Source organism: Microvirga yunnanensis (genome assembly GCF_025460875.1).
On record NZ_JAMXFI010000088.1, the window covers coordinates 1 to 18,534 of the forward strand.

Sequence of the window (18,534 nt, forward strand, 5' to 3'; positions counted from 1 at the left end):
AGCAGCCCGGTAGCTCGTCAGGCTCATAACCTGAAGGTCACAGGTTCAAATCCTGTCCCCGCAACCAAATCACATAAGCCCTCGCGAGCAAACCGCTCCGAGGGCTTTTGCCGTTCAGCGCACATGTCGGACACGGCAAATCCAACCTTGCGACCCGCCACGCCCGAACCGATCTCCACGCATGTCTCCGCGCATGACAAAGCCCTCGATGCTGATGCATGGAGGGCCGGATCGAAGAGTTCGTCGAGGTGGGACGTGAAAGGCGGCCTTCGAGCCGTCAGGCGACCTGCCCGACCGGGTCGAGATCGGCGTTCATGGAGAAGCGCTCGAGCTGAACCGCGTAGGCGGCCTCCAAACCTTTCAGGCGCATCTCGGGCTCGGGGGCAATCCGGTCCACTGCGGTGGAGAGGCGGGTGCAGAAGCGATCCAGGGCGGACAGCAGGAGGCGCAGCGAGCGCGTGTTCGGCGGTGTGCCGGCGGACGCGTCCTTCACCAGCGCCTCGGCGGACGCGTAGAGATCGTCCACCGCAGCCTCGAGGCCAGGGTCACGCTTGAGCAGGCTCATGGTGTTGATGAGAAGCACGCGCAGATCATGCAGATCGTCTCCCCTGCCCGCCTGCGCGATCAGGTTCACCACCTTCTTGACGGCCTCGATTCTCTCGTTGATCGTTTGCGCGACGCTGCTATCGGCCATGTGCCTTCCCCTGTGAGGCGTGCGTGAAATCCCCACGGGACTCACCCCAGCGAGAATGCGCCGTCATGGTTAACCAATCCTTACGGGTTCCCGGAAAATGCCTCTGAAACCGTTGATGCACAATGGTCTGCGGCTTTGCGCGGAAACTTTCCCCGACGGACATATCCAGGATTGAGATTTGATCCGAAGCCGACTACATCTCCCGGCTTACCTGGTGTGAATTCGTTGTCATGACCCAGCCGCTGGCCTTCAAGCGACCGCAATGGTCCTCGTCCCGAAGCCTTCGCTTCGCGAGGAGTTGCTGCGCCATGCGCGATCACGAGCCGCGACCCGATCCGGGGCTTGCGTCACGCCCACCGGCGGCGAGCCCCACCAGAACCGGCACCGTTCCTCAGGTGCCTTTCCACTCGATGCCGGCCTAACGGTCATCCGTCGCCGGCACGATCCGGCGAATTCCTTGTCCTGTCGCAATCGCTCCTCCCCTCGCGATGCAGGTTCGCCGGATCCCAGCCTCGCTGAGAAAAGGAGAAGCCCTGCAATGAACAGGGTCTGGACTGACGAAGAGCTCGAAATTCTGCGCCGGGACAGGGAAGCCAAGGTCCCGGTCCCCGTCACGGCCGCGAAGCTGGGACGGCCCGTCCCGGCCACCTATGCCAGAGCCCGGCTGATCGGGACCCTTGTTCAACCCCATCAGGCCTGGGACGAGGCCAGCGTGGCGCGCTTGCGCGAACTCGTTTCGGCCGATCCGCCGATGACGGACAAGCGGATCGCGACCGAGCTCGGACGAACCGTGACCCAGATCCGGTGGAAAATGCAGGATCTCGGACTGATCGGGGTGCGCGACCTCTCCAAGCTGGCCAAGATCACGGCCGCGGGAACGTCTCGCCCCAGGACCCTTCAGGCTCAGGCGTCGAAGCCCGCGATGCCGAAGCCGGCAGCGCCGAAGCCACCCCGGCCACCGGCAGCAGAGCGCGGCGCGGTCGTTGACCGCGGGGAGCGTCGGGCCTCCCCGGTCGAGCCCGCACATCGTCAGGAGCCGCAGCCGGCCGACGTCGAATCGGCCCTTTCCCGTGCGCTCGCCGCCCTCGAGGCCTCGATGGCCGAGCGCCTCAAGAACTGGGTCGCCGAATCCGAGGCCGGGATGATCCGGGCCGCGCGGGCGGTGATCGCCGAGAAGGCGCGCATCGACCAGCGTCTCCTGGTCCGCGTGAAGCGCGCCGCCGAGGCTGCGGCCCGCCGTGACGCGGAAGCCCGGAAATCCGAAGAGGAGGCGAAACGTCGGGCCATGGAAGCCCGCAAGGCCGAGATCGAGGCCAAGCGGGCGGAGGCCGAGAAGGCCGCCGAGATGGTTCGCCGGGCCCGAGAGGACCAGGAGCGGCGCGAGAAGGCCCGGGCTGCCGCTCCCAACCCTGCCGTCGCGGCGCCCAGGCCGGCTCCGAAGCCGAGGGAGGCCGAGAAGAGGCCTCCGGTCCTGCCGGCCGTGCGCGGCGTCTCACAGGCCGCCCCTGCCCGTCCCGTCGTCCAGGCCGCCGCTGCGGCCGCGCCCAAGATCCTCGTCACGGAGGCTCCCGCATCCGCGCGTCTGCCGGAGCCGGAAGCCGCGAATGCGCAGACCTCCGGCCGCGGCGGCTGGAAATCCGTCCGCCGGGATCCCGCGCGCGCCCTTGCGCAGGCCAAGGCGAAGGCGAAGCCGGCGAACCGTGCGGATGCGATCGATCTCGCTCAGGCCGCGCAGGCTGCCATCGAGCGTTTCATTGCGGAGCGCGGCGTGACGAAATCCGAGTCGAGCGGCCTCCAGGCCGTGGTCTCCCGTCTTCAGGCCCGGGGCTACATCGTGGTCCGGGACGAGACCGGCTGGACCATCGATCAGCGTCACCGCATCGACAGCGAATCCGCGCTCTTCGCGTTCGCGGAGGCCCGCGGGATCACGCTGAGCGCTGCCGCCTGAGCGAAACGGCGTCCGGCGCCTGCAACCGGACGCTGCGATCGCGATCGGCCACCTTGCCAGCCTCCGGATCCGCCCCACATCGGCAGCGGATCATGGAGATGACTATGGAAAAGCGTCGGCTCGGCCGCTCGGACTTGATGGTTTCCCCCCTGTGCCTCGGCGGCAATGTGTTCGGATGGACGGCGGACGAGGAGACCTCGTTCAAGGTGCTCGACGCCTATGCCGATGCCGGCCTCAACTTCATCGACACGGCCGACGTCTATTCCACCTGGGTGCCCGGCCACACGGGCGGAGAATCGGAGACGATCATCGGCAAGTGGATGAAGGCCCGCGGCAATCGCGACAGGCTCATCATCGCCACCAAGGTGGGCTCGGAGATGGGGCCGGACCGGAAGGGATTGTCGAGGAGCTACATCCGCTCGGCGGTGGAAGACTCCCTTGGCCGCCTCCAGACCGATTACATCGATCTCTACCAGTCCCACCGCGACGATCTCGAGACCCCGCAGCAGGAGACGCTCGAGACCTACGCGGAGCTGATCCGGGAGGGAAAGGTGCGGGCCATCGGCGCGTCGAACTTCACGGCCGAGCGGTTGACGGAAGCCCTGGCCATCAGCGCCGAGCGCGGTCTGCCGCGCTACGAGAGCCTCCAGAACAAGTACAACCTGTCTGACCGCGCCGAGTACGAGGCCGACCTGGAACCGCTCTGCCGCCGGGAAGAGATCGGCGTCATTCCCTATTACGGGCTCGCCAGCGGGTTCCTGACCGGCAAGTACCGGTCGGAGGCCGATTTCGGCAAGAGCGTGCGCGGTGGCCGGATGGCCGCCTATCTGGACGATCGCGGCCGGCGCATCCTGGCGGCGCTCGACGAGGTTTCCGCCCGAAGAGGCGCGACGCCCGCCCAGATCGCCCTGGCTTGGCTCATGGCGCGTCCCGGCCTCACCGCGCCGATCGCCAGCGCCACCAGTGTGGAGCAGGTCCGCGATCTCGTGCAGGCGACGAGCGTGCGCCTCGATCAGGAGGACATCGCGCAGCTCGACCGGGCCAGCTCTCCTGCCTGAGGGACTCCGCTCCCGGAGACATCGAATTTTTGCATGGCAGCCCTCCGTTGCATCGGACGGAGGGCCGATTATCTCGTAGCGACCTGTGCTTTATTGGATTTCACAGGATCAGACGAGGTTTTCCCATGAGTGCCGATGCCGATGCTTTGTTCCAGCCCTTCACCTTGGGCGACCTGACCCTGCCGAACCGGCTGGTGATGGCTCCCCTGACCCGGAACCGGGCCGCGGAGGGAGACGTGGCGCGGGACATCACGGCGACCTATTACGCCCAGCGGGCGAGCGCGGGCCTCCTGATCTCCGAGGGCTCTCAGATCTCCCACCAGGGACAGGGCTACCTGCGGACGCCCGGCATCTACTCGCCCGAGCAGGTCGCGCATTGGCGCAAGGTGACGGATGCCGTCCACAAGGCCGGCGGCCGGATCTTCATCCAGCTCTGGCACGTGGGACGCGTCTCTCACACGTCCCTCCAGCCGCAGGGCGCCGCCCCCGTGGGTCCCTCGGCTCTCCGCGCCCAGACCAAGACCTTCCTCGAGGCAGGCTTCGCCGACGTGTCCGAGCCCCGCGCTCTCGAGCTCTCGGAGATCCCGGTCATCCTGCGCGACTACGAGAAGGCCGCCCGCAACGCCAAGGAGGCGGGCTTCGACGGGGTCGAGATCCATGCGGCGAACGGCTACCTGCTCGACCAGTTCATGAAGGACGGCTCGAACCACCGTACGGATGCCTATGGCGGCTCCATCGAGAACCGGGCTCGCCTGACCATCGAGGCGGCCGAGGCCGTGCTCAAGGTCTGGGACAAGGGTCGGGTCGGCATCCGCCTGTCGCCGGCCAAGGTCAACGATGCGGAGGATTCCGACCCGCAGGCACTGTTCAGCCACGTGGTGGAAAAGCTCGACGGCCTCGGGCTCGCCTATATCCACATGATCGAAGGCGCCACCCAGGGCGACCGGAACGCCGTCAGGGTCGACTATGAGGGTCTGCGCCGCTCCTTCCGCGGCGCCTACATCGCCAATAACGGCTATGATCGCGACATGGCGGCTGACGCGGTCGCCAGCGGACGCGCCGACCTGGTGGCGTTCGGACGCCTGTTCATCGCCAATCCTGATCTCGTCGAGCGTTTCCGCCTCAACGCGCCTCTCAACGAGCCGGACCGCGCCACCTTCTACGGTGGCGGAACCGAGGGCTATACGGACTATCCGGGTCTCGAGAAGGCCGCCTGAGCGTCAGCAGCCCTGGCAGATCCCGCGCCGGACCCTCTTGTCGGCCTCTTCGAGGAGCTTCTCCTCGCGGGTGCTGGGAGTGACGGAGGAGCGCTCGCCCGGCTGAGCCCGGTTCCCGGACACCGTTCCCGTCGTGGCGGGATTGGACTGGGAACCGCCTGATCCGGCAGCCGTCCCGCCCGTGCTGCCTTCCGTGCCGGGCGGCGGGATCTGGCCCGTGGTGGTCTCCCGACTGCCCGTTCCGGTGTTCCCGGTGGTGCCGCCGACGCGGCTCCCCCGGTTGCCCGGATCGGCGCTCCCCCGCATGCCCTGGGCAGGCGGGCGCAGGGTCGACCCGCCCGGCTGCGTGGCGGTGCTGGGAGACGCGGACGAGCCGCCGGACGGGGATGCCGAGGAGGACGATCCGCCGCCGGCCCCGCCTGCTGCGCCGCCGCTGGAGCCGCCCGAGGACCCCTGTGCCCAGGCCGCTCCGGCAATCAGGCAGCCTGCAAGCAATGCCGTCGAAACTGTGAGGTGACGCATCGGCTCCTCCCTTCGGATCGCTGTTGCATGTCAACTCCAAGCAAACTCACGAGTCTCGGCGACCGTTCCGCCAAATTGTCAGGCTCACCGGACCTGTCGGATCGAGGACCTGTCGGGGGCTCGGAATCAACCCATGGGCCGATAGGATCGCTTCCGCGTTCCTGACCTTGCCGCAGCCCGAGAAGACCGGCACGCCGTCGGGAACGAGCGTTCCCTCCGCCCGCGTCAGATGGAAAGCGTCGTACCCGATCCCGAGAAAGAGATCGAAGACCTGCCGCCCTCCCGGGACCGCGACGCGTCCGCCCTCCGGCAGGACCGTGCCGATGGCCTGATCCCAGGGAAGCCTTCCGGGATGCCACCACCAGCCGTCCGGACGCCGCTCCAATCCGCTCGAGGAGGAGGACAGGACCATCCGCAGGCGGGCCCTTGGGTTGGGATTGGCCTCATGCCCGAGGCGACCGAGCACCGTCAGGGCCGACCCGTTGAGCTCGGCCTGAAAATAGGCCCAGTCGGCCTCGTTGCGGAGCACGTCTGGCGTGCGACCGGACGCATCCGCGATGCAGTCGTTGTCGGACACGATGGCATAACCGTGGATTTCAATCTTGGACATCGGTGGTGCTTTTCCGAGCTGAATGAACGATGGCGGCCCTCATGAGAACGAAGAGCACGATTGCGTTGAGCCCATGCCACAGAAAATGGGTGCCGGCAGGAATTGTCGCGCAGATCGCGTCATCGACCGACCGGACGGAGAGGGATAGGACGAACAGGCGGGCGGCGGCAAGGAGCGCCCTGCCCGGCGCCCGGGCGCCGAGGGAGAGGCAGGCGATCGCGTTCGCAAGAGCTGTCGATGGGTCTGAACCAGGATTCCGGCATGGGTTGCAACCGTGGGGATGGCGACGAGTTCAAGCTTGCCAGCCGCGGACGAACATCCGATGAAGCATAGAGAACGGACGGGCGAGAGTGACGCGATGCGGATTGCCACCTGGAATGTGAACTCCATCAAGCAGCGGCTGGACCACCTCGCCACCTTCGTGAAGAGCGCCGATCCGGACGTGGTCTGCCTCCAGGAGCTGAAATGCGTCGACGAGGCCTTCCCCCGAGCGGAGGTCGAGGCGCTGGGCTACAACGTCGTCACCCACGGCCAGAAGGCCTATAACGGGGTCGCGATCCTGTCCAAGCGCCCGCTCGAGGATGTCCGCCGCGGCCTGCCCGGGGACGAGAGCGACGAGCAGGCGCGCTACCTGGAAGGCGTCGTCTCCACCGCGACCGGCGCCGTGCGTGTGGCGTCCATCTACCTGCCGAACGGCAATCCCGTCGGCACGCCGAAATTCGACTACAAGCTCGCCTGGATGGACAGGCTGCGCGCCCATGCGAAGGCCCTTCTCGCCCTGGAGGAGCCCCTGGTCCTGTGCGGCGACTACAATGTCATCCCGGAGCCCAAGGACGCCCTCGACCCGGCCGCCTGGACCAACGACGCCCTGTTCCAGCCGGAGAGCCGGGCGAAGTTCCGGGAGCTTCTCAATCTCGGCTTCCTGGACGCGGTGCGCGCCTGCAACGAGCAGCCGGGGCTCTATTCGTTCTGGGACTATCAGGCCGGCGCCTTCCAGCGCAACAACGGCATCCGCATCGACCACCTGCTGCTCTCGGCCCAGGCGCAGGACAGGCTCAGGACCGCGTCGATCCGCAAGGAAGTGCGCGGCTGGGACAAGCCCTCCGATCACGTGCCGGTGATGGTCGATCTGGATATCGAGTAGCGGATGACCGGCGATGCGACATCGCCGGTCACCTATCGGCGCGACTGGATGTACTGCTCCAGCAGCGCCAGCGCCAGCTTGCGGTCGCTCTCGTCGGCCGCCGCGAAGGCATCGTCGTAGAGCGAGACGATCCACTGGTCCTTGGCCGAATCCGTGGAGGCTTCGCGCGCCAGCGTGAGCCACATGAGGCCCTTGGCCCGCTGGCGTGGCACGCCCTGTCCGGTCATCAGCAGATGGCCCAGGAGCGCCTGAGAGGCGGTATGCCCCTTCTCGGCCGCCAGGTTGAACCACCGGGCCGCATGGCGGGCATCCTTCCGGACGCCCGTCCCCTCCAGATAGAGCCGGGCGAGATTGTACTGCGCATTGGAATCGCTGAAATAGGACGCCGCGTAGCTGAACATCTCGACGGCGCGTTCCGGATTGGACATCACGTAGGTGTCCTTGATGCCATCCAGGAAATACGTGCCCAGCGCCACGAAGGCGCTGGAGACCACCGCGGCGTTCGGCGAATCGGGGCTCTCGTCCGCATGCTGATCGGCGAGCCGGGAGAAGTACTCGAACGCCTTCAGGTCGTCATGCTCGACGCCGTCGCCGTCGGCATACATCCGGCCGAGCTTCCACAGCGCCAGCGAATGGCCCTGGCCGGCGGCATATTCGAGCGCATGCACGGCCCCGATCTTGTCACCGGCATTGTAGTCGCGCATGCCGCTGCGCAGCGCGTCACGGACCGAGCCGTACTTGGTCGCCGGAGCGAGCGCCGGGGACAAGGCAGGCGTGAGCGGTTGCGGACGCGGCGCAGCATCGAGGGCATAAGCCCCGCCGGCCCCGAGAGTGGCCACCCACAAGGTGGCTGCGATGAGTTTAGACGTCCGCATAGGTTTCTTTTTCTGCGGCTCCGCCCGGATGGGTGACCGCCCCATCCCGCGCAGGACCCACTGTTTGCGCATATTTCCAGAGATAACCCGAGGTGGCGCTCGTCTCGCGCGGCTTCCATTCGGAAAGGCGCCGGGCCAGTTCCTCGTCGGAGAGCTCCACGTCGATGGTGCCCTTGGTGGCGTCGATGGCGATGATGTCGCCGTCCCGGATCAGGCCGATCGGGCCGCCGACCGCCGCTTCCGGACCCACATGGCCGATGCAGAAGCCGCGGGTCGCGCCGGAGAAGCGCCCGTCCGTGATGAGGGCGACCTTGTCGCCCATGCCCTGGCCGTAGAGCGCCGCCGTGGTCGACAGCATCTCGCGCATGCCGGGACCGCCGCGGGGGCCCTCGTAGCGGATCACCAGGACCTCGCCCTCCTCGTATCGGCGCGTCGACACGGCCTCGAAGCAGGCCTCCTCGCCGTCGAAGCAGCGGGCCGGGCCGCGGAACACCTGCTTGTCGGTCGCCATGCCGGCCACCTTCACGATGGCGCCTTCGGGAGCGAGGTTGCCCTTGAGCCCCACGACGCCGCCCGTCGGCGTGATCGGCGTGTTCGCCGGATAGACCACGTCCTGATCGTCGTTCCATTTCACCGACGCCAGGTTCTCGGCCATGGTGCGGCCGGTCACGGTCATGCAGTCGCCGTGCATGAAGCCGTGATCGAGCAACGTCTTCATGAGCAGCGGGATGCCCCCGACCTCGAACAGGTCCTTGGCGACGTAGCGTCCGCCGGGCTTCAGATCCGCGATGTAGGGCGTGCGCTTGAAGATCTCGGCGACGTCGAACAGGTCGAACTTGATGCCGGCCTCATGGGCGATGGCAGGAAGGTGCAGGGCCGCGTTGGTGGAGCCGCCCGAAGCCGCCACGACGGTGGCGGCGTTCTCCAGGGACTTGCGGGTCACGATATCGCGCGGACGGATGTTTTTCGCGATCAGATCCATGATCTGCTCGCCGGCCGCGGCGCAGAACCGGTCGCGGATCTCGTAGGGCGCCGGAGCACCGGCCGAATACGGCAGGGCGAGGCCCATGGCCTCGGACACGGTCGCCATGGTGTTGGCGGTGAACTGGGCCCCGCAGGCGCCGGCCGACGGACACGCCACCTGCTCGAGCTCGGTGAGATCCTCGTCCGACATCTCGCCGACCGAGTACTTGCCCACCGCCTCGAAGAGGTCCTGCACGGTCACCTGACGGCCGCGGAAGGAGCCGGGAAGGATCGACCCGCCATAGATGAAGATCGACGGCACGTTGAGGCGCACCATCGCCATCATCATGCCCGGCAGGGATTTGTCGCAGCCCGCCATGCCGACCAACGCGTCGTACGAATGGCCGCGCATGGTCAGCTCGACCGAATCCGCGATCACCTCGCGGGACGGGAGCGACGCCTTCATGCCCTGGTGGCCCATGGCGATGCCGTCCGTCACCGTGATGGTGCAGAACTCGCGCGGCGTGCCGTTGGCGGCCGCCACCCCCTTCTTCACGGCCTGGGCCTGGCGCATGAGGGAGATGTTGCAGGGAGCGGCCTCGTTCCAGCAGGTCGCGACGCCGACGAGCGGCTGGGCGATCTGCTCCTTGGTCAGCCCCATGGCATAGAGATAGGAGCGATGCGGCGCGCGAGCGGGCCCCACCGTCACGTGACGGCTCGGAAGCTTCGACTTGTCGATCAACCGCGCATCCATGGTCCGCACTCTCTTCCACCCGGTTCTCACGACGGAGATCCAAGCCTTTGGAACTCCCGTGATCTGCCACGTGCCACGCCACCGATGCAACGATCCTTACGAAGGATCAGCTAACAGTCTTAATCCAGGATCTGCCCCAGGTATCGTACCGTAAAGCTTTGGTTTTGAAGCACTTTAACCTGCTTCTGGTGTAGCGCTTGGTTTATGGCGGCATCGCGGCGGAGCTTGGGCCAACAGAGGCAAGATGTTGAAGGTTTGAGGGTGTTGCTCGACCGCAACAATTTTGGGACAGAATTCCGCTTGTCAGGCGCGGCTTCCGCCCTATCGGGGCCCGTTTTGGCGCGCGGCCCGCGTCCCTCAGCGGTCGATTTTTTCAGCCGAGAACCAGACGTCGTCATACACCGCGACGGCGTTCGAATCGGGCGCGCGCTCGCTCCTGATCCAGACAGACCGGACGGCCGCGACGTCGGCCTCGGTCGGCAGCCGACGGACCGAGATCCGCTCCGTCGTGCCGCTGCAGGAGATGAACCCCACCGTCATGAGCGCCCGAGCCGACAATCCCTTCTCGTGCCGCGTCACCAGCACGGCCGGTCCCCAGCCCTTGTGCGGCTGCCAGGGAAAGATCAGGCGTCCGCCCGGGTTCAGCGCCCTGAGCCACTCCACATCGGGCGCGATCACGCCGGCATTGACGTAGATGACGTCCGCTTTCGGCAGGACCCGGCCGAAGGCGGAGGCCGCGTGAACGGTCACGTTCGAACAGGCGCCCAGGTTCCGCTCCGCCTGGGCGGCGAGGTCCGTCTCGTACTCGAAGGCGTCGACACGCCCATCCGGTGAAACGAGCTGCGCCAGGATGGCCGTGTAATAGGCCGTGCCGGCGCCCACATGGATCACGGTCTCGCCCGGTCGCGGGCCGACCGCATCGAGCCAGGCGGCGTGGAGAGCGGGCTCGCCGTTGTTGATGCCCCGTTCGAGATCGATCGCCACGAGGACATTGTCGTAGATCTCGGCGAGCTCGGACGTCAGGGTGGCGACGCCCATAGTGATCGTGGTCCACGGCGCCGGCGGCAGAAAGCTTTCCCGCGGCACGGCCGCGAAGGCCGCCTCGATGCGCGCATCCCGGACATCCGCCAGCCGGGCGACCTGCGCGGCATAAGCCCTGCGATACCTGTCGGACTCTTGCTGGGGCATGCCCGGAAAATCCGTTTCGGGCCGCTCCGGTTCCACGGCTCGAAGGCCCTGATCCGCTACATCCTGAAGACGCCGAACTTCGTCTCCGGGACGGGCGCGTTCAGGGCGGCCGAGAAGGCCAGGGCGAGCACCCGGCGGGTCTCCGAGGGCAGGATGATGCCGTCGTCCCAGAGGCGCGCCGTCGCGTAGTAGGGCGAGCCCTCCTTCTCGTACTTGTCGCGGATCGGGGCCTTGAAGGCCTCCTCCTCGTCCGCGCTCCAGGCCTTGCCCTCGGCGTCGAAGTTGTCGCGCCGCACGGTCGCCAGCACGCTCGCCGCCTGCTCGCCGCCCATCACCGAGATGCGGGAATTCGGCCAGGTGAACAGGAAGCGCGGGGAATAGGCGCGGCCGCACATGCCGTAATTGCCGGCTCCGAACGAGCCGCCGACCAGAAGGGTGATCTTGGGCACCTGGGCGCAGGCCACCGCCGTGACGAGCTTCGCCCCGTCCTTGGCGATGCCGCCCGCCTCGTACTGGCGCCCGACCATGAAGCCGGAGATGTTCTGCAGGAAGAGCAGCGGGATCCGCCGCTGGCAGCAGAGCTCGATGAAATGCGCACCCTTCTGGGCGCTCTCCGAGAACAGGATGCCGTTGTTGGCGATGATCCCGACGGGCATGCCCCAGATCCGCGCGAACCCCGTGACGAGCGTCGTGCCGTAGAGCCGCTTGAACTCGTCGAACTCGGAGCCGTCGACGAGGCGCGCGATGACCTCACGGATGTCGTACTGCTTCTTGAGGTCGGTGGGCACGATCGCGTCGAGATCGTCGATGGAATACTTGGGCTCCACCGGCTCGACGATGTCGATATCGATGCTCTTGCGGGTGTTGAGCGTTCCGACGATGCGGCGCGCGATGGCGAGCGCATGCACGTCGTCGGTGGCGTAATGATCCGCGACGCCGGAGAGACGGGCATGAACGTCCGCGCCGCCGAGATCCTCGGCCGACACGACCTCGCCGGTCGCCGCCTTCACGAGGGGCGGCCCGCCGAGGAAGATCGTGCCCTGCCGGCGCACGATGATCGTCTCGTCCGACATGGCCGGCACATAGGCGCCGCCGGCCGTGCATGAGCCCATGACGCAGGCGATCTGCGGGATGCCGAGCGAAGACAGGGTCGCCTGGTTGTAGAAGATGCGGCCGAAATGCTCCCGGTCCGGGAACACCTCCGTCTGATGCGGCAGGTTCGCGCCGCCGGAATCCACCAGATAGAGGCAGGGCAGACGGTTCTCGCGCGCCACTTCCTGGGCCCGCAGATGCTTCTTCACCGTCATCGGGTAGTAGGTGCCGCCCTTGATCGTCGAATCGTTGCAGACGATCATGACCTCGCGGCCCTCGACGCGACCGATCCCGGTGATGATCCCCGCCCCGTGGATCGCGTCCTCGTACATGCCGTGAGCGGCCAGCGAGCCGAGTTCCAGGAACGGGGCGCCCGGGTCGAGCAGGCGCATCACCCGCTCGCGGGGCAGGAGCTTGCCGCGGGCCAGATGCCGCTCCCGGGCCCTGGCCGGGCCGCCCTCCGCCACTGCCTGCCGCTTGGCCTGGAGGTCCCGGGCGAGCTCGGCCCAGGCGTCACGGTTCGCCCGCGCGGCGTCCGAGGTCAGGTCGGCAGAAGTGGCGATGACGGGCACGGCGGGTCTCCCTCGGTCTTGTTTTTCGGCCCGTCAGCAGCGGCGCGCTGGGGCGAAAACGTCAGTACCTATAACAGGGAGGTCCGCGCAACTGGCTTCAGCGGGCCGTTGCTTCAGCCTTTCGCACGAATGACCGTCTCCTGGCGCACGACGCCGGGACCGCAGCGGTACGCGATGCCGCGCACGAGCGACCAGTCGTGGGAGACCTGCTGGAGGTAGAGATGCGTGCCGCCGAGCGCGACGGTCGCCTGGAGCATGTCCTCGGTCGCGTAGCCGAAGGTCGACCGGCCGAGGGTGACGCCGAAGCCGATATTGACCGGCCGGTGGGTTCCCGGACCGGTCGGCGTGACGGGGCTCACCTCGCCGAGACGGGTGCAGACCCGCACGTCGGCCGGCGAATCGACGATCTTGACGAGCTCCGTGGGTTCGGGCCTGACGGCACAGGCCGAGGCGGCCAGAGCGACAAGGGAAGCGAGAAGGACACGTTGCATGGAAGTTCCGCCAATGATCAGCCGTTTGCTCCAGCTTAGAGCATGAAGCGGCCTTGGGGAGAAGCCTTGCCGTATCCTGCGTGAAAATCCTAGACGCCGTGGCGCGAGAGCAACGGTGTCTCGACCCGCTCGGTCGGCCCGAAGATCTCCTCGAAGGTCCGGCGCAGCACCGCGTCGACCTCGGGCACGGTGACGGGAATGCCCAGGTCGACGAGGCTCGTTACCCCGTGCTCCGTCACGCCGCAGGGAACGATGCCGGAAAAATGCGACAGGTCCGGCTCCACGTTGAGGCTGATGCCGTGGAACGTGGCCCAGCGGCGGACACGGATGCCGATGGCGGCGATCTTGTCTTCGACGGTCTCGCCCTTGTCCGGCCGCCGCACCCACACGCCGACCCGGTCCTCCCGCCGCTCGCCGCGGATGTTGAAGGCGTCGAGCGTGGCGATCAGCCAGGCTTCCAGGGCCGTCACGTAGCGGCGCAGATCCGGCGCCCGGCGCTTGAGATCGAGCATCACGTAGGCGACCCGCTGTCCGGGCCCGTGATAGGTGTATTGCCCTCCCCGGCCCGTCTGATGCACCGGGAAGCGATCCGGATCCACGAGGTCGGCCGCCTTGGCCGAGGTCCCGGCCGTATAGAGCGCCGGGTGCTCCACGAGCCACACCAGTTCCCGGGCCTCGCCTGCCGCGATGGCCTCGGCGCGGGCCTCCATGAAGGCGACCGCCTCCTCATAGCCGACCGGGCCGTCCGTGATCAGCCACTCCACGGGACCGGAGCCGCTTTCGGCGTGGAACTGAACGGTCAGGCTGTCTCGCAGGTTCGACACCGATTCACCCAAAATCCAGCGGGCCGCGGAGCAGGATCGCTCCGGTCCCTTGAAGGAACGCGCGTCGGTCCCGCGTCCCTCGTGACACTCGCGCTTATATAGTCGTGACAGACGCTTATCGCCTAGAGCATCGGACCCAAAAGTGGACCCAGGTTTGGGATCGGATCCGATGCTCCACCCTTCGAAGATTGCCCTTCGCAGGCGAGGCATTCGCATTGATCAATCGCCGCAAGCTCCACGGAAGGGGTTGCGGCGTTCCGATCGATCTGCTAGAGCGGCCACCTCTTCAGGAAAACCACTCCTGAAACCGAGTTCGCGGTCATGGCGGAATTGGTAGACGCACTACCTTGAGGTGGTAGCGGGGAGACCCGTGGAGGTTCGAGTCCTCTTGACCGCACCAACTTTCGGCACTTCGGTGCCGAAGACGAAAAAGGCCCCTTCCGGGGCCTTTTTTGTTGGCCGCGGGGCCCGGCGCCCCGGACGGTCGAACCACTGTCATACGCTTCTGAGACAAGCCGACGGGATCACCCGCAAGCAATTCTTCGAGAAAGTCTTTTAGGCGCATTGCGTGGGCTCGCCCGCGCACCTAAAAGGCGGCAACCCACCTTCAGAGGACGGCTGATGCTGGAAGTCGAAGACAAGACGCCGCTTCCGAAGCCCGATGGGCCTGAACCCGAATCCCCGTCCTTCAGGGATGAGGAAGGCGAGCTCAATCCGGAATTTCTGGCCGCCGCCGCCGACGCCATCGAGGCGTCGGAGGTCGAGCGCCTGCAGAAGCTCGTCGAAGACTTCCACGAATCCGAACTGGGCGATCTTCTCGAAGCCCTAGAGCCGGACCAGCGCCCTCGCCTCATCGAGCTTCTCGGCACGTCCTTCGACTTCGCCGCATTGACCGAGGTCGACGAGGCGGTCCGCGAGGAGATCCTGGAGGAACTCGAGACCGCGACCGTCGCGGAGGGCGTGCGCGAGCTCGATTCCGACGATGCCATCACCATCCTGGAGAGCCTGCCCGAGGAGGAAAAGGCCGAGGTTCTCGATCAGCTGCCGGCCATCGAGCGCGTCGCGCTGCAGCGTTCCCTCGACTATCCGGAAGACAGCGCCGGACGGCGCATGCAGACCGAGTTCATCGCCGTGCCGCCCTTCTGGACGGTGGGGCAGACCATCGACTTCATGCGCGAGACCGAGGACCTGCCGGAGACCTTCTACGAGATCTTCGTCATCGACCCGGCCGCGCACCTGCTCGGATCGGTGCCCCTCGACCGGCTCCTGCGCTCCAAGCGCCCGGTCACGATCCAGGACATCATGAACGCCGAGCCCGACCGGGTGGAGGCCACCGAGCACCAGGAGGAGGTGGCGCGCCTGTTCGAGCGCTACAACCTGGTCTCCGCCGCCGTGGTGGACGAAGCCGGCCGGCTCGTCGGCGTGATCCTGGTCGACGACATCGTCGACGTGCTCGAGGAAGAGGCCGACGCCGACATCAAGCAGCTCGGCGGCGTGAAATCGGACGAGGAACTCTCGGATACGGTCTTCTATATCCAGCGGAGCCGGTTCCCGTGGCTCTTCGCCAACATGTGCACGGCCTTCCTGGCCGCGAGCGTGATCAGGCTCTTCGAGGGCTCGCTCGAGCGGATGGTGGCGCTCGCCATCCTGATGCCCATCGTGGCCTCCATGGGCGGCAATGCCGGCACCCAGACCATGACGGTGGCCGTCCGGGCGCTCGCCACCCGCGAACTCGGGCGGGCGAATGCCTGGCGCATCATCCGCCGCGAGGCAACGGTGGGCCTGCTCAACGGGCTGGTCTTCGCCCTCATCCTGGGAGTCGTGGCGGGGCTCTGGTTCCAGTCGCCCCAGCTCGGCATCGTGATCGGCCTCGCCCTCATCACGGTCTTGATCTTCGCGGCGCTCGGCGGGATCTTCGTGCCGCTCACGCTCAACCGGCTCGGGGTCGATCCTGCCGTATCGTCAGGCCCGTTCGTCACCAGCATCACGGACATCGTCGGCTTCTTCGCCTTCTTGGGCATCGCCACGGCCTGGTTTCACCTGTAGTCCCGCTTCGCGCCGCGCTCGTAAGGGCCTGTTAACGCTCTTCGGGCATCTCTGGTGCGATCCCGTGTTGCGTACAATACAGTTGAACCGATGAAGACTCGCCGCCGCTCCCCCAGCCGCTTCAAGAGTTCCGGCCTGACGACATTCGTCCGGGCTGCTCGGTTCAGCGCGCTCGCCGCCGTCGCTCTTTCGCTCGCCTCCTGCGCGATCATGCCCTCGTCGAGCCGCTACCCGACCAAGGGCGACGCCCGCCCGCACGAGGGAGTCGCGACCGCTCACCGGCTTCCGATCCACGGGGTCGACATCTCCAAGTGGCAGGGCGACGTGGACTGGGCGGCCCTGCGCCAGGCCGGCACGCAGTTCGCCTTCATCAAGGCGACCGAGGGCGGCGACCACATCGACAGCAAGTTCCAGGAGAACTGGTGGGAGGCCAAGAAGGCCGGCGTCCCGCGCGGCGCCTACCACTTCGTCTACTGGTGCCGCCCGGCCCACGAGCAGGCGGCCTGGTTCAAGCGCAACGTGCCGCAGGACCCGGACGCCCTGCCGCCGGTCCTGGACGTGGAGTGGAACGGGCAATCGGTGAACTGCCCCAAGAAGGTTCCGCGCGAGCAGGCGCTGGCCATGATCGACGTGATGCTGCGCGAAATGGAAGCCCATACCGGCAAGCGGCCGATCATCTACACCGACATCACCTTCCACAAGGAGATCCTGGAGGGCGAGTACAACGACTACCCCTACTGGATCCGCAGCACGGCGGCCGAGCCCCAGGTGCGCTACAACAACCGCCGCTGGACCTTCTGGCAGTTCACGACCACGGGCCGGGTGCCCGGCGTCAAGGGGGACGTGGACCGCAACACCTTCTACGGCACGGAAAACCAGTGGCGCATGTTCGTTCAGAGCGCCTGCGACCCCCGCGATCACAGCCGTCTGAGACCCATGGGCGTCTGCCGCGACATGGACGCGGTGCAGACGGCGAGCATCGGGGAGTAACCGACCGTCTCGATCGCCATCGAGGCTTCCTCGCCCCGCGTGAGGGGGCCTCTTCGTGATCGGCTCAGGCTGGTCGTCGGTCCCAAAGACAGCGCCGCCTCACTTTTCCCGCCGGACCGGCCTTGATAAGGGCAGCATTGCTGACCAAAATGGCCGGCGAGAAAAGTGATCCATCGCGTACTCTTGTGAGTCGACGATTGGAATTGGGAGGACATCATGCTGCCGAACGCCGCCAAGGGCTTCAATTTCGATCTCGGCGAGACCGCCGACGCCATCCGCGAGACCGTGCGCGACTTCGCCCAGGAGAGGATCGCCCCGCGGGCGGAGGAGATCGACCGGTCGAACCAGTTCCCGCGCGATCTGTGGCCCCAGATGGGCGAGCTCGGCCTGCACGGGATCACGGTCGAGGAGGAATACGGCGGGGCCGGTCTCGGCTATCTCGAGCACGTGATCGCCATGGAGGAGATCTCCCGGGCGTCGGCTTCCGTCGGCCTGTCCTACGGGGCGCATTCGAACCTCTGCGTGAACCAGATCCGCCGCAACGGCAACGAGGAGCAGAAGCGGCGCTACCTGCCGAAGCTGATCTCCGGCGAGCATCTCGGGGCGCTCGCCATGTCCGAGCCCGGCTCGGGCTCCGACGTGGTCTCCATGCGCACCCGGGCCGAGAAGCGCGGCGACCGCTACGTGCTCAACGGCAACAAGATGTGGATCACCAACGGCCCCACGGCCGACACCCTGGTTGTCTACGCCAAGACGGACCCGGCGGCAGGCCCGCGTGGCATGACGGCCTTCCTGATCGAGAAGGGTTTCAAGGGCTTCTCCACCCACCAGAAGCTCGACAAGCTCGGCATGCGCGGCTCGGACACCTGCGAGCTGGTGTTCGAGGATTGCGAGGTGCCCGAGGAGAACGTGCTCGGCGAGGTCGGCCGGGGCGTCAACGTGCTGATGTCGGGCCTCGACTACGAGCGCGCCGTTCTGGCGGCCGGCTCCACGGGCATCATGCAGGCCTGCATGGACGTGGTGCTGCCCTACATCCACGAGCGCAAGCAGTTCGGTCAGGCCATCGGCGAGTTCCAGCTCGTCCAGGGCAAGGTCGCCGACATGTACGTGACCATGAACGCCGCGAAGGCCTACGTCTATGCGGTGGCGAAGGCCTGCGATCGGGGCGAGACCACCCGCGAGGATGCCGCCGGCGCCATCCTCTACGCGGCCGAGAACGCCACCAAAATGGCCCTCGACGCGATCCAGCTCCTCGGCGGCAACGGCTACATCAACGACTACCCGACCGGCCGCCTGCTGCGCGACGCGAAGCTCTACGAGATCGGCGCCGGCACCAGCGAGATCCGGCGCATGCTGATCGGCCGCGAATTGTTCGCCAAGACCGCGTGAGACCACCCGCAGGAGGGCATGCCGGGCCCGTCCGCACGCGCCCCGGCATGCCGCCGCGGCGGTGATTTTCATTCGGGCCGAACCGGGTACAGTGAGGAATTCCAGCGCATCGTTCGGCGCGGACCCAGCGGGCCGCGCCCGACCCAGGGCCCCGTCA

At 66.9% G+C, this 18,534-nt stretch carries 16 protein-coding genes and 1 tRNA gene; 8 read left to right on the forward strand and 9 right to left on the reverse strand.

Annotation, left to right across the window (positions count from 1 at the left end):
* Positions 1–277: 277 nt before the first annotated feature.
* Positions 278–694, reverse strand: coding sequence for a hypothetical protein (locus NF876_RS30545; RefSeq protein WP_262272025.1), 417 nt, complete (start codon positions 692–694; stop codon positions 278–280).
* A gap of 538 nt (positions 695–1,232) precedes the next feature.
* On the opposite strand from NF876_RS30545, the gene NF876_RS30550 reads away from it, so the two are divergent.
* From NF876_RS30550 to NF876_RS30560, 3 genes are all read left to right on the forward strand, one after another.
* Positions 1,233–2,642 carry a hypothetical protein gene (locus NF876_RS30550; protein ID WP_262272026.1) on the forward strand — a complete coding sequence of 470 codons (1,410 nt, stop codon included), beginning with the start codon at positions 1,233–1,235 and terminating at the stop codon, positions 2,640–2,642.
* A gap of 104 nt (positions 2,643–2,746) precedes the next feature.
* Positions 2,747–3,700: an aldo/keto reductase gene (locus NF876_RS30555; RefSeq protein ID WP_262272027.1), complete on the forward strand. Its 954-nt coding sequence runs from the start codon at positions 2,747–2,749 to the stop codon at positions 3,698–3,700.
* Between the two features lie 125 nt (positions 3,701–3,825).
* Entirely contained in the window at positions 3,826–4,917 is a 1,092-nt protein-coding gene (locus tag NF876_RS30560; protein WP_262272028.1) for an alkene reductase, read from the forward strand.
* 3 nt (positions 4,918–4,920) lie between these two features.
* On the opposite strand, the gene NF876_RS30565 is transcribed toward NF876_RS30560, so the two are convergent.
* Positions 4,921–5,439, reverse strand: a complete 519-nt coding sequence (locus tag NF876_RS30565) for a hypothetical protein (protein ID WP_262272029.1) — start codon at positions 5,437–5,439, stop codon at positions 4,921–4,923.
* A gap of 46 nt (positions 5,440–5,485) precedes the next feature.
* A complete protein-coding gene (locus tag NF876_RS30570) occupies positions 5,486–6,049 on the reverse strand; it encodes a dihydrofolate reductase family protein (RefSeq protein WP_262272030.1) in 564 nt (187 codons plus the stop codon).
* A gap of 358 nt (positions 6,050–6,407) precedes the next feature.
* Here NF876_RS30570 and xth point away from each other — a divergent pair, with 358 nt between their 5' ends.
* Positions 6,408–7,193, forward strand: a complete 786-nt coding sequence (gene xth / locus NF876_RS30575; protein ID WP_262272054.1) for an exodeoxyribonuclease III — start codon at positions 6,408–6,410, stop codon at positions 7,191–7,193.
* A 32-nt stretch (positions 7,194–7,225) separates the two neighbouring features.
* Here xth and NF876_RS30580 read toward each other — a convergent pair whose 3' ends face one another.
* The 6 genes from NF876_RS30580 to lipB form a co-directional block, all read right to left on the reverse strand.
* Positions 7,226–8,068 carry a tetratricopeptide repeat protein gene (locus NF876_RS30580; RefSeq protein ID WP_262272031.1) on the reverse strand — a complete coding sequence of 281 codons (843 nt, stop codon included), beginning with the start codon at positions 8,066–8,068 and terminating at the stop codon, positions 7,226–7,228.
* Positions 8,055–9,785 carry a dihydroxy-acid dehydratase gene (ilvD, locus tag NF876_RS30585; protein WP_262272032.1) on the reverse strand — a complete coding sequence of 577 codons (1,731 nt, stop codon included), beginning with the start codon at positions 9,783–9,785 and terminating at the stop codon, positions 8,055–8,057. Before ilvD ends, NF876_RS30580 begins: the two co-directional genes overlap by 14 nt.
* Positions 9,786–10,142: 357 nt before the next feature.
* On the reverse strand, positions 10,143–10,973 hold the full coding sequence (locus tag NF876_RS30590) for a protein-L-isoaspartate O-methyltransferase family protein (RefSeq protein WP_262272033.1): 831 nt from the start codon (positions 10,971–10,973) through the stop codon (positions 10,143–10,145).
* Positions 10,974–11,029: 56 nt separating this feature from the next.
* Positions 11,030–12,637: a carboxyl transferase domain-containing protein gene (locus NF876_RS30595; RefSeq protein WP_262272034.1), complete on the reverse strand. Its 1,608-nt coding sequence runs from the start codon at positions 12,635–12,637 to the stop codon at positions 11,030–11,032.
* 113 nt (positions 12,638–12,750) lie between these two features.
* Positions 12,751–13,128, reverse strand: a complete 378-nt coding sequence (locus tag NF876_RS30600) for a hypothetical protein (protein ID WP_262272035.1) — start codon at positions 13,126–13,128, stop codon at positions 12,751–12,753.
* Between the two features lie 89 nt (positions 13,129–13,217).
* Positions 13,218–13,952 carry a lipoyl(octanoyl) transferase LipB gene (lipB, locus tag NF876_RS30605; RefSeq protein ID WP_262272036.1) on the reverse strand — a complete coding sequence of 245 codons (735 nt, stop codon included), beginning with the start codon at positions 13,950–13,952 and terminating at the stop codon, positions 13,218–13,220.
* Positions 13,953–14,267: 315 nt separating this feature from the next.
* Here lipB and NF876_RS30610 point away from each other — a divergent pair.
* From NF876_RS30610 to NF876_RS30625, 4 genes are all read left to right on the forward strand, one after another.
* Positions 14,268–14,352 (forward strand) — tRNA-Leu (locus NF876_RS30610).
* A 221-nt stretch (positions 14,353–14,573) separates the two neighbouring features.
* The gene (mgtE, locus tag NF876_RS30615) at positions 14,574–15,998 is read left to right on the forward strand and encodes a magnesium transporter (protein WP_262272037.1); all 1,425 of its coding nucleotides are present in this window, start codon (positions 14,574–14,576) and stop codon (positions 15,996–15,998) included.
* A gap of 90 nt (positions 15,999–16,088) precedes the next feature.
* A complete protein-coding gene (locus tag NF876_RS30620; protein ID WP_262272038.1) occupies positions 16,089–16,988 on the forward strand; it encodes a glycoside hydrolase family 25 protein in 900 nt (299 codons plus the stop codon).
* Positions 16,989–17,204: 216 nt separating this feature from the next.
* Complete coding sequence (locus NF876_RS30625) at positions 17,205–18,377, forward strand: isovaleryl-CoA dehydrogenase (RefSeq protein WP_262272039.1); 1,173 nt, start codon at positions 17,205–17,207, stop codon at positions 18,375–18,377.
* Positions 18,378–18,534: the final 157 nt, after the last annotated feature.